The organism is Alkalibacillus haloalkaliphilus C5, from assembly GCF_000269905.1.
In the GTDB taxonomy this organism is placed as follows: Bacteria; Bacillota; Bacilli; order Bacillales; family Alkalibacillaceae; genus Alkalibacillus; species Alkalibacillus haloalkaliphilus_A.
On the sequence record NZ_AKIF01000017.1, the window covers coordinates 1 to 11,839 of the forward strand.

An 11,839-nucleotide genomic window follows, 5' to 3' on the forward strand; every position below is an offset into this window, starting at 1 on the left:
TCTAAAACGGTCAACTTTTGAATAATCGCATCATTTATAATGAAGTATTCACCTTCTTGAAGTTGCTCACTAGTACTTTGGTTATCTGTTACAACTCTAAATTGGATTCTTACAAAACTTCCGTCTGATAAATCGGTTGTAATTTCATTAGTAACGAATGAACTATCGGCCATTTCACTAATCGTTCTTTCACCATCTACCCTCTCATCAAAATCTACATATATCAACAAAATTATAGCTACTATTCCAATAATAGTTAGAGAGATTAAAGTGGTAAGCATAACCTTAATTGGTTTTGTCATCTTCATCAACTACCTTCGTATGGAGATCTATTAATCCAATATTTTTATAATAATCTGTTGAACGTTGAATAATCGTATCCACTGATTCTTGAACAAAATAAGTTTTTCCGTTTGCTAACGAAATAGTCGTATCTGGTAATGCTTGTACCTTTTCTATGTATAAAGCGTTAAGGACAAACGGTTCACCGTTCAGTCTTGTTACTGTTATCATATGATGAATTGGGGGCTAAGCAAAGTTAGCCCCTTCCTCCTTTTATCGTTTTAAGTTAACTAACTCTTGAAGGATTTCATCGGATGTTGTAATGACACGGGTATTGGCTTGGAACCCTCTTTGTGAAGTGATCATTTCTGTAAACTCTTCAGCAAGGTCAACGTTCGACATTTCAAGAGCACCAGCATAAAGGTTGCCTGTACCGCCTTGACCAGGAACATTCAAGAAATCAATCTGACCGTCTAAATCTTCCATTAGGCCAGCGTTTGCAGTGTTACTATAGTTATTTCCACCAACCTTCTCTAAGCCTTCAGGGTTAGAAAAATTAGCTAACATAACTTGTCCTGCTTCTTCAGCATTTCCTTCTTCTGAAACATAATTAACAGAACCGTCAGCACCAATGTTAAAGCTTTGAGCTCCATTAGGAATATTAATTCTTCCTGATTCACCGTCAACATTACCTACTAGATATTGGCCATTTGCGTTAACAATATATCCTTCTTCATCTAAATAAAAGTTACCCGCACGAGTAAAGTTAATTTGGTCACCATCATCGAAATCAAGGTTCACTTCACTATCTTCAACATCTCCTGCAGTGTTAGTTCTTTCAGCTAAAACAAACATACCGTCGCCTTCAATCGCCAAGTCTAATGGTCGATCTGTCGTTTGACGATTACCTTGAGTATGAATATTGTCAATACTTCCTGTATTTGAACCTAGACCGACTTGCATCGGGTTACGACCACCTAGTTGTCCATCCCCTACTGGTCCAGTAGCGCCTTGTGTTGTTTGACTCATTAAATCCGAAAAAGTTTGGCGACCTTTCTTATAACCAAATGTGTTAACATTGGCGATATTATTTGAAACAACATCTAACTTGTTTTGGAAACCATTCATACCCGAAATACCTGTATACATTGAACGTAGCATTAAGCTTCATCCTTTCGATTTAAAATACTTTAATATTACTGCTTCTGTCGTTCAGCAGTTCTGTTGGCTTCCTCTCGGTCCAGCCAATTTGTTTATAAAACTTTATAAAACAATCGTTCCGTTTACGTTTGTAAATAAATGACCAGTCGCTTCCTGACGATCCATTGCTGTTATAATCGTTTCATTTTTTGTACTAGCAAGTAATATAGCGTCAGACAAAACTACGGCTGAATCTGTAACGCCTTTTTCTTTAGCTTCCGTCATTTTTTGTTCAATTTGTTCCCACTGCTTTTCACTAATTTGGATATTCCGTTCATCCATACGTTTTTGTGCATGCTTACTTACTTTTACGCCTTCGTTAGATACATTTTCAAAGACAGTTTTAAATGACTCACCTTGAACAGGTTTACTTTTCGGCTTTGTATTTGCATTCGTAATTGATAAAGGTTGTTGATGTAATCCAGGGTTTATTTTATTCATTTGAATCACCTTCACCATCTACGTTCACTTGTCCGATTTGAGTGACATCTTCAGCACTTATTTCCTCACCATTATCTAAAGAAATGATAATGCCGTCATCTTCTTTTCTAACCGATTGAACAACTGCACTTAATTCTTCTTCTAAATCTCCATCATTACTATATTCACTGTAATTTACAGCTTGGCCAATTAAGTTCGAATATTGCAAGAAGTTGGAGTAACTTTGGTTTTCCATAAATCCAGAAAAGTCACTAGCCATATTTGTCATTTGCTCTAGTTGAGAGAAGGTTGCCATTTGTGCAATAAAATCTTTGTCATCCATTGGGTCTAATGGATTCTGGTTTGTTAGTTGTGTCATTAGAATTTGTAAAAACGCATCTCGACCAAGTTCATCATTATTAGTCTGACGTGATTGCGTCTGTTGATTTAACATTAATGATTCATCTATTTTCACTACTACACCTCCTCTTGGAATAAATAATCTTTAAAATCAACGGAAGGATTTTCTTCTTGTTGTCCCTCTTCTTTGTCATCTTCATAAAGTTGCTCATCTGACTCTTCGCTGTCATCTTTTAACTGTTGTTTTGTAAAATCAGTGTTTGTCTGGTCTACTTGACGTTCAATGACAACTTGGTTTGGATGAAACAAGTGTCGTAATTGATTCAAATTACTTTCTAGCATCTCTTTTGCAGCAGTAGACATCACAGATATTTTAACTGCCATGTGTCCATCAATTTGTGTAAATTGTAATGTCATTTGGCCTAAGTTAGCTGGCTTAAGTTGAATAGTTAAGTTGTTTGTACCATTTGCTCGACCAAACTGAGTTGACTGAATAATCTTCTGTAGTTGCTCTATAATTTGTTGTTGATTACTCATTTGACTAGACTGACTATTGTTGGCTCGTGATACATGAACTGTAAACTGCTCTAATTTAGACATATTTAACTGCTCAAAGTTAAAGTCGCCATTTCTATGCAACATACTAGATTGTTCTGATCCACTATTCCTCTGACTTAACAAGCCAGGCAATAACTGTTTAATTGAGTTAATGGAATGTTGGCTCGTTTGCTGGTTTTGTAAGTTTGTGTTGTTTTCAACTTTACTCTTTATTTGTTGTACTAGTTGAGACCATCTTTCATTTAATTGATTTTGTCCTTGTTGGTTTACTTGTTGGTGACCAACTAAGTTAGCAACAACCCGTGAAAGCATACGTTCAACTTGCTCTAACTGTTTAAATACGTCATTTGCTTGCGCGGCCCCGCCTTGAATTGTAAGTTGATTATTCATTGATAGATCTAGCATATTAAAGTCGTTGCTCTCATTCTTCACGTTGTCTTGTAGCTCAAAATGCATTTCAGCTAAAAGCTCACCCAAAGTATCAAGTAGATCATAATCTAGATCATCTAAAATACCAGATTTCTCCGTAAGCAACTCCTCTAAACTATTAAGCATTTGCTCAATTTCATCAGAAGATAAAGAAGATACTATATCACCTAAGTTAATCTCGCCATCTTCTATTAATTCTGTTAGTTGAGCTAACAATTCAACAAGATCTGATTCAGATAATAACTCTCCATCTAACAGTTCTAAATTAATTCCTTCCAAAGAGTCGGCAAACTTATGATCTAAAAAGTTTTTGAAATCGGTAGACTCTTGTTGTTTAACCGCATTTTGCTTAGTAAAGTTTTGAGGTTGCATCATTGGCATCAATGCCATCATCCCGTTCATCTTTTCACCCCCTTTCAAGTAATCGCTCTAGTTAGTTGGAACGTTGAATTAGTGAGTTAGTAAAGCTTGCTGCAGTTTCTGAATCCATTTCGCTAAGAATTTCACCACGCTCATCATCGTTTAACTCTTCCAAGACGTCTAATGCAATTTCGGTTTCCATTTCAACAATGATGTCAGCTGCATGACTTGCAACCATTTCAGAAAATGATCTCGTTAGCTTTTCAACTGCTTCTGACTGAGATAATCTTGTTTGTTCTTGTGATTCTAGCTGTTGCTGCAACGTATTAATCTCTTCTGTTAAATTATCAAGTTCTTGATCTTTAGTTGTTAATTGAGACTCTAAATCATGTATAGTAGCTTCTTGATCTTGGATAGTAGCTTCATAACTTGCGATTTCCTCTTGCAAACGTTCTTCTTCTGGATCGTCTATAAATGATGAAACGACAGGGACTTTACTGCCATATTCCTGCATAGCTTGGAAAGGATTAATACCAGCTATTGTTGTTACGACCATCACTAAAGTAATAGCAAATACAATTGGTATTACAATAACGTATATAAACCATTGCCACTTATTATTTTTCTCTTCATACCTATGTTCTTTAGCCATCTCATCACCTATTTAGCTCTTGAATATTGTTGAACTGCTATTTCATCTATAAAAGATGCTTCAATCTGTTTGTTAAGTAACCTTTGTTTTTGCAGCTTTTTTTCCTTTAGCTTTTCAAACTTTTTCAACTCACGATAAGCTTCTTCAACAGCTTCTTGTTTTTTATACATGTTGACTCTAGCTTGATGCACTTTGTTCTGTAAGTTACTTTCCATTTGCTGTATCGTTTCAAAATAGTGATGAAAGTTATTTAAATAAGCAATTGAAACACCTTTTGAAAGTTGACTTTCGTATTGACCTTCAAAGTTTTCTTTTGATTTAAGCAACTCATATAGTTTCGTTGCTTCAGATTCAAAATGCTCAACAGCAAGGTTATACTGTTTTTGTGTTTGATCCATTTCATCTTCTTTAATTTGTAGCATTTTTTCATACGTCTTTAGATCACTCACTGAGCATCACCATTCTGTTTAAATATTTGTTTTAACTGATTAAAACTATCATCCAATTTAATAGACTCAGTCATCGGTTGAGCCAAAAACTCCATAATTTTAGGTTGGTAGTAAATTGCTTCATCAACTTTTGCTGATGATCCTTTTTTATATGCACCAATCTGAATTAATTCTTTATTCTCTTCAAATGTAGCAATTAATGAACGGACATGATGACTAAGCTGTAAATGCTCTTGACTTACAATTTTTTGCATTAGGCGACTAACTGATTTCATTATATTAATCGCTGGGTATTGACCTTGTTCTGCCAATTGTCGATCTAAAACTAAATGTCCATCAAGTAATCCTCTTACAGCGTCTGAAATGGGTTCATCCATGTCGTCCCCATCTACCAATACCGTATAAAAAGCTGTTATACTCCCCTTCTCTCCAGGGCCAGTTCTTTCTAAAAGCTAGGTAAAAGAGCAAAAACACTCGGTGTATAACCTTTAGTTGTTGGCGGTTCACCACTTGCTAGACCTAATTCACGTTGGGCCATCGCAATTCTTGTAAGAGAATCCATCATTAAGTTAACGTGGTATCCTTGGTCACGGAAATACTCACTAATAGCAGTCGCTGTATAAGCACCTTTTATCCTTTGTAATGCTGGCTGATCTGATGTCGCAACGACTATAATGGACCGTTTTAATCCTTCTTCACCAAGTTCATGTTCAATGAACTCTCTCACTTCACGTCCGCGTTCACCAAGCAATGCAAAAACATTTACTTCAGCATCACTATTTTTAGCTAGCATCCCTAGTAGAGTACTTTTACCAACACCACTTCCAGCAAAAATCCCCATTCTTTGTCCACGCCCAACCGTTACACAATTATCAATTGCTTTAATGCCAGTTGAAACTATTTCATCTATTGGAGGCCTGTTAAGCGGATTAGGTGGTTCACTCTCAACTCCATATGGCTCCAAACCAGAAGGAATGTTTTGATGATCAATCGGTTCCCCTAATCCATTTAACACTCTACCTATTAGTTGTTCTCCAACTTCAACTGTTAATGAACGATTTGATGATTCTACTAAGCTATCAGGTCCAATCATATTAGTTTGTTCATAAGGCATTAATAAAACATGTTGGTCTTGAAAGCCTACAACTTCAGCTTTAACATAGTCTCTTTTGGACCGGTCGGTATATATGTAGCAAACATCACCTATGTTCGCTTCAGGGCCTTTTGATTCAATTAAAAGACCTACGCTTCGATTAACACGTCCATAACGCTTAACAATATCCGCTTGTTTTATTTGTTCCAGTACGTGTTCAATACTCACTCGTCATATACTCCTTCTCATGTTCCCAAAACATTTTTGAGCTGACTTAATTTAGTATCGATTGAAGTATCGATTTGTCCGTTTTTCGTCTCAATAATGCAGTCATTTCTATTTAATTCTTTTTTTGGATAAATAGATAATGTATGTTCACCATTCATAAGTGACAATAAATCCTCTTTGTGCTCTAATAGAAGTTTATATTGACTGACATGGACATAAACTTTTATTTCTTCTTGGTCAGACACTTCGTCTATTACACTTTTCACTAAATGTTTAAAAACTTCTGGATTTTCATCTAACTTTGTTTGAATTATTTTTTCTGCAGCTTCTAATGCAATTTTCAAAATGTCAGTCTCAGCTGATTGCAATTGGTTTTGGTAATCTTGTTTAGATCGACTTATAATCTCTTCAGCTTGATTAATTAACTCAGCATAATCTTGTTCTGCTGTTTGTTGCCCTAATTGATAACCTTCATCGTAACCTTTCTGTGATGCTCTATCGAAGACTTCTTCCTTTTCTATTTCTAACTGTTCTTTTTCTGTTGAAATTTGTTGTTGAGCTTGTTCAATTAAATTGTTCGCTTCATCCTCAGCTTGCTTAAGTTTCTCGTCCGCTGCGTTTAGCTTGTCCGTTATTTTTTGGTGCAAGTCTTCATGGTTATTCTCAACATGCGCTTCTACAGATTGACCAATAGGTTTTACTTGTATAGTTTTAGGTTTAACGACTGTTGTAGATTGGTATAGATTAGACAATGATGTCATCACCTCCACCACGAGCGATTACAATTTCTCCCATCTCTTCTAATCGTCGAATGGTACCAACGATCCTTGTTTGTGCTTCCTCTACATCTTTCAAGCGTACAGGACCCATAAAGTCAATTTCTTCTTTCATCGTCTCTGACATTCGAGCAGACATATTTTTGAAGAGAACGTCTTTCACCTCATCACTAGCAACTTTTAAAGCTAGCATTAAATCTTCATTTTCAGTGTCACGAATAATTCTTTGAATTGCACGGTTATCTAATGTGACAATATCTTCAAATACAAACATTCTCTTCTTAATTTCTTCAGCTAATTCAGGGTCTTGAATCTCTAGATCATCTAAAATAGTACGTTCAGTCGTTCGGTCAACACTGTTAAGTATATTGACGATCGATTCAACACCACCTGTTTCGGTGTAATCTTGAGTTACGGTTGTTGAAAGTTTCTTTTCTAATAGATGCTCAACTTCATTAACGATGTCAGGTGATGTAGAATCCATAACCGCAACTCTTCTAGCTATGTCAGATTGATCATCCTCGGGTAACGCAGATAGAATTTGCGATGCTTGCTCTGGCTCCAAATACGATAAAACTAAAGCTATCGTTTGAGGATGTTCATTTTGAATAAAGTTATATATTTGGTTTGGATCTGCTTTTCTAGCAAAATCAAAAGGTCTTACTTGTAATGTGGATGTTAGGCGTTCAACAATCTTATTAGCTTGCTCATCACCTAAAGCTTTTTCTAAAACTGTTTTAGCATAATTAATACCACCTTGAGCAATATAATCTTGCGCTATCGCTATTTGGTGAAATTCGTCCATGATTTCATCTTTTTGTGTTGAATCGACTTTTTTAACTGATGAAATCTCTAATGTTAATTCTTCAATTTCTTCTTCTGTTAAATGTTTGTAGACTTCAGCTGATACATCTGGCCCTAATGAGATGAGGAGTGCTGCTGCTTTCTGCTTACCTGATAAATCCCTTTTTTGTGCCGTCAATATAATCTCCTCCCTTACTCATCAATCCACGAACGTAATAGTTTTGCAAAATCTTCTGGTTTTTCTTTCGCCATTTGTTCAAGTTGTTTCCTTCTAACATCTGATTCTGTCTCTACTTGTTCTATCGAGTAATCAACATCTGTTGTTTCGTGTTGCTCCTCAACAACTTCCGTAGCTCCATCTTCATTTTTATTTCGAACAAGCATGAAGAATAGAACGATAATAATTAATATCATAATTGCCCCTAAAATGTATAACCAAGTTGGAATTGGTGTTGTAGGGCTTTCAAAGTCTGGTACTCCTGAAAACTCTTGAAAGACAATTGACACTTTATCCGCAGGCTCTATTACTTCTGCATCCCCTGGGACTGACGTTTGAATTATTGAAGCTAAAATCGATTGAATATCTTCTTCAACCGCCAATTGCTCTTGTTCTGAAAGCTGGATAATTTCCCCGCCTTCTTCAACTGTATTATCAACCGCCACTTGGATTCCTAAATCTCTAATTTCATAAGGGCTTTCTACAATTTCGCTTCTAGCTCGGTTAAATTCATTGTTAATAGTTTCACGAACATTCTCGTATTGCGTAACTTCTTCACCGTCTTCTATAACTGCTGGCAAGTTAGGTACGTCTGCTTCGCCATCAACTAAGCCTGAACCATCATATCCAGCATACGTTTCAGTTACTCGGTCAACGCTAACTGGTAATCCTTCCATCGTATCCATATCTACAGGTTCAACAATTTCTTCAACTCTATTTTCTTGAGAGAAGTCAATATCAGATGTAACTGACACGACTACTTTCTCTTGACCGATCATCGTTCCAAGAAGTTGTTGAACTCTTCTTTGTATGTCACGTTCTATATCTTTTCTAACTTCTTGATGTTGTGCATATGTATTCGTTGCGCCACCTGATGTATTTTCCAAATCATAATACTCAAAGTGTTGGTTCATGATTACGATATTTTCTGGCTCTAAGTTTGGAACAGCCCGTGAAACTAAGTGATAAAGGCTTTGTACTTGATTTTGATCAAAGTTTTGACCATATTCGGTGTTTATCACAATCGATGCAGAAGAGTCTCCAACATCGTCTGCTACAAAAACTGTTTCTTGAGCTTGGTTGATTAAAACATTGGCATCAGATATACCAGAAATGTTACTGATTAGATTGGACAATTCTGTCTGAAGAGCATCCAGCTCAATGATTTGTCTTTCTTCATCCGTCATCCCCCAAGATACGTTCTCACTAAAGAAGGAATAGTCAATATTTCCGCTGTTTGGCATTCCTTGAGCTGCCAACTCGACCAACAACTCATCAGATTGACTTTCTGGCACTAATATTGTCGTGCCACCATGTTCAATCTCATGTGATACTCCTCTACTTTGCAATTCATCACGGAGTTCACCAGCTTCTTCTAAACTTAAGTTGCTATATAACGGAACCATTTTAGGTGAGCTCGCAAACACTGTTATTGAGATTAATAAGACAAGTAATGCAAGCGCACCTCCTATCAAGAGTGACTTTTGAGGGTTTGTTCTCGTCTGCCAAAATTCGGTTATTTTATTTCGGTATTGTTGCACTGTCTCATTCATTGTAGTCCTCCGACTTCAGAAAAACTTCATAGTTTAGCTTTATATATTATAGTTGCATTCTCATAACTTTTTGGTAAGCTTCAACCGCTTTATTTTGTATTTCAGTTGCTGTCTGCAAAGTTACACTTGCTTTTTCTGCAGAAATCATAACATTATGTAGGTCTTGTGCCTCTCCATTAACAAGTGCGTTAGTTTGTGCATTTGACTCTTGTTGTGTTTTGTTTACTTCGTTAATGGCATTTTTGAGTTCGTTCGCAAAACTTTGCTGAACTTCACTAGCTGTTGCTGTATTGCCTTCACTACTACTTGATGCTATTTGTTTCATGCCCGTTGAGAATAAATTAGACTCAATTGGTTTCAAATTTGATCACCTTACCTTCCAATTTCAAGTGATTTCATTAACATACCTTTAGATGCATTCAAGGCAGTTACATTAGCTTCGTATGACCTTGACGTTGACATTAAATCTAACATTTCTTTTAATGGATCAACATTTGGCATTTGTACATAACCATTTTCATCAGAATCAGGGTGTGATGGATTATAAACTTGCTCAAACGGGCTTTGATCTTCTTCAATCGAACGCACTGACACACCTGAACCTGGGTTGCTCGACCTGTTCATCGATTTTTGTAAAAATGAATTAAAATTAGCATCTCTAGGTTCTGTCGAAACTAGCTTTCTACGATAAGGTTCCCATTCTCCATCTTCGTTCAATTGAGCTCTTGTCGTATCGGCATTTGCTAGATTTGAAGAAACGACATCCATCTTAAACCGATTAGCTGTTAGAGCACTTGCATTTGTATTCATTCCATGAAAAATCGTCAAAGTTATCTACCTCCTACTACTGATTTAATAGAATTAAATTTACCGTTTATTCTTTCAGTTAGCGCTTCGTAATAAAGTTGATTTTTAGCTAGCTCACTCATTTCTCGATCTATATCAACACTGTTACCATTATTGTTATATGTAACATCCTGTCGTGCAGTAACAGAATAAGGACGGTCTACATTAGAAAAGGTCAAATGGCGATCATTTGTCCTTTTTGCTTCAAAGCCAGCAGATTCTAAGTGGTCCTTAAATGATACTTGTTTTGCTTTATAATTTGGTGTATCTACATTCGCTATATTATGACCAATCGTTTGGTTTTTTACGGCTGAATAATCAAGACCTTTTTGTAAGTTTTGGATTGTCCCACCAAATAAATTCATTCGACCCCCACCTTTTAATTATTTCTTACGAAATGTATAGATTAGAGATTGTTATATTTTTCTTATATTATTACATAAATTCGCAAAAAATGACACAACTCCTCTAAACATTTTGATTATTATGTCGATATAAAGCAATTTTTGTACTTTTGACCTAGTCATAAAGTCATAATGTTATTCCATTATATAGTATTGAGATCTTCTGCTTCTTTTTATGGAAGCTAAAGATGAATTTCGGAGTTCGTAAAGAACATAAGTAAGTGTATTATCGTTTTGTAAAAATCACATCATATTAATTAGTTAATGCACAAGAAAGCCCGAACGAAAAAGTTTGAATTCGTTCGGGCTTTATTTTATTTAAAATATTAAAAATGTAGTTTTTTACAACACCGTAATTCACAGCTGACCACTTAATATGATTAACGTAAAAAAAGAGGTGCACTTCAGCACCTCTTAATGTTTATTACATAATGTTAATCTTCTCAAGTTCTACTAAAAACTTGTCATTTAACACTTTAATATACGTTCCTTTCATACCTAATGAACGTGACTCAATAACACCTGCACTTTCTAATTTACGAAGTGCATTTACAATTACTGAACGTGTAATTCCAACACGGTCAGCTACTTTACTAGCTACTAATAGACCTTCATTGCCATCTAATTCGTTAAAGATGTGTTCAATCGCTTCAAGCTCACTGTATGATAGTGAATTAATAGCCATTTGAACAACTGCTTTACTACGAGCTTCTTCTTCAATTTGTTCAGTCTTTTGATGAAGAATCTCCATCCCAACTACTGTCGCACCATACTCAGCTAATAAAAGATCATCATTATCAAATGATTCTTCGATACGGCTTAGAATTAATGTACCTAAACGCTCACCACCACCAATAATTGGCGTGATCGTTGTTAAACCATTTTTGAATAGCTCTTTATTTTCAACTGGGAATGCCGTATACTCGCTATTTATATCAATATTAGCTGTTGTTTCATTGATATTAAATAGGTTATTCGTATACTCTTCTGGAAATTGTCTTTCTTCTAACATCGATTTCATTCTTTCGTTTTCAATCTCTTGTTTAACTGCAAACCCTAATAGTTTACCTTTACGGCTTAATACGAAGGTGTTTGCTTCAATAACATCCCTTAGTGTTCCTGACATATCATTGAAATTAACAGCCTTTCCTTGCGTCTTTTGTAACATTGCATTAATTACTCTTGTTCTTTCTAATAAATTCATTTTA

The 11,839-nt window shown here is 35.7% G+C and carries 15 protein-coding genes and 1 pseudogene; all 16 read right to left on the bottom strand.

The window, feature by feature from the left end; genetic code table 11:
* Nucleotides 1–308, bottom strand: a 308-nt coding sequence (locus tag A194_RS0103290; RefSeq protein ID WP_157783020.1) for a flagellar basal body-associated FliL family protein, incomplete at its 3' end; no start/stop codon positions are given.
* Nucleotides 286–513 (bottom strand): flagellar FlbD family protein, encoded by a 228-nt coding sequence (locus A194_RS0103295; RefSeq protein WP_017185467.1) that lies wholly within the window; start codon nt 511–513, stop codon nt 286–288. The genes A194_RS0103295 and A194_RS0103290, both read right to left, overlap by 23 nt.
* A 42-nt stretch (nt 514–555) precedes the next feature.
* On the bottom strand, nt 556–1,443 hold the full coding sequence (flgG, locus tag A194_RS0103300; RefSeq protein WP_017185468.1) for a flagellar basal body rod protein FlgG: 888 nt from the start codon (nt 1,441–1,443) through the stop codon (nt 556–558).
* Between the two features lie 102 nt (nt 1,444–1,545).
* A complete protein-coding gene (locus A194_RS0103305) occupies nt 1,546–1,923 on the bottom strand; it encodes a TIGR02530 family flagellar biosynthesis protein (RefSeq protein WP_017185469.1) in 378 nt (125 codons plus the stop codon).
* The gene (gene flgD / locus A194_RS0103310; protein WP_017185470.1) at nt 1,916–2,377 is read right to left on the bottom strand and encodes a flagellar hook assembly protein FlgD; all 462 of its coding nucleotides are present in this window, start codon (nt 2,375–2,377) and stop codon (nt 1,916–1,918) included. Before flgD ends, A194_RS0103305 begins: the two co-directional genes overlap by 8 nt.
* A gap of 2 nt (nt 2,378–2,379) precedes the next feature.
* Nucleotides 2,380–3,651, bottom strand: coding sequence for a flagellar hook-length control protein FliK (locus A194_RS0103315; RefSeq protein WP_017185471.1), 1,272 nt, complete (start codon nt 3,649–3,651; stop codon nt 2,380–2,382).
* A gap of 31 nt (nt 3,652–3,682) precedes the next feature.
* On the bottom strand, nt 3,683–4,261 hold the full coding sequence (locus A194_RS0103320) for a magnesium transporter MgtE N-terminal domain-containing protein (RefSeq protein ID WP_017185472.1): 579 nt from the start codon (nt 4,259–4,261) through the stop codon (nt 3,683–3,685).
* An 8-nt stretch (nt 4,262–4,269) separates the two neighbouring features.
* A complete protein-coding gene (gene fliJ, locus A194_RS0103325) occupies nt 4,270–4,710 on the bottom strand; it encodes a flagellar export protein FliJ (RefSeq protein WP_017185473.1) in 441 nt (146 codons plus the stop codon).
* Nucleotides 4,707–6,031 (bottom strand): annotated as a pseudogene (gene fliI, locus A194_RS17075) (flagellar protein export ATPase FliI). Before fliI ends, fliJ begins: the two are co-directional and overlap by 4 nt.
* Nucleotides 6,032–6,048: 17 nt before the next feature.
* On the bottom strand, nt 6,049–6,783 hold the full coding sequence (gene fliH, locus A194_RS17080; protein WP_157783021.1) for a flagellar assembly protein FliH: 735 nt from the start codon (nt 6,781–6,783) through the stop codon (nt 6,049–6,051).
* Nucleotides 6,776–7,789 carry a flagellar motor switch protein FliG gene (gene fliG, locus A194_RS0103340; protein ID WP_017185475.1) on the bottom strand — a complete coding sequence of 338 codons (1,014 nt, stop codon included), beginning with the start codon at nt 7,787–7,789 and terminating at the stop codon, nt 6,776–6,778. The genes fliH and fliG overlap by 8 nt, the downstream gene beginning before the upstream one ends.
* 14 nt (nt 7,790–7,803) lie before the next feature.
* A complete protein-coding gene (gene fliF / locus A194_RS0103345; protein ID WP_017185476.1) occupies nt 7,804–9,381 on the bottom strand; it encodes a flagellar basal-body MS-ring/collar protein FliF in 1,578 nt (525 codons plus the stop codon).
* Between the two features lie 46 nt (nt 9,382–9,427).
* Nucleotides 9,428–9,742, bottom strand: a complete 315-nt coding sequence (gene fliE, locus A194_RS0103350; RefSeq protein ID WP_017185477.1) for a flagellar hook-basal body complex protein FliE — start codon at nt 9,740–9,742, stop codon at nt 9,428–9,430.
* An 11-nt stretch (nt 9,743–9,753) separates the two neighbouring features.
* Nucleotides 9,754–10,209 carry a flagellar basal body rod protein FlgC gene (gene flgC, locus A194_RS0103355; protein WP_017185478.1) on the bottom strand — a complete coding sequence of 152 codons (456 nt, stop codon included), beginning with the start codon at nt 10,207–10,209 and terminating at the stop codon, nt 9,754–9,756.
* Nucleotides 10,210–10,211: 2 nt separating this feature from the next.
* Complete coding sequence (flgB, locus tag A194_RS0103360) at nt 10,212–10,592, bottom strand: flagellar basal body rod protein FlgB (protein WP_017185479.1); 381 nt, start codon at nt 10,590–10,592, stop codon at nt 10,212–10,214.
* A 463-nt stretch (nt 10,593–11,055) separates the two neighbouring features.
* Nucleotides 11,056–11,835, bottom strand: coding sequence for a GTP-sensing pleiotropic transcriptional regulator CodY (gene codY / locus A194_RS0103365; protein WP_017185480.1), 780 nt, complete (start codon nt 11,833–11,835; stop codon nt 11,056–11,058).
* Nucleotides 11,836–11,839 lie beyond the last annotated feature (4 nt).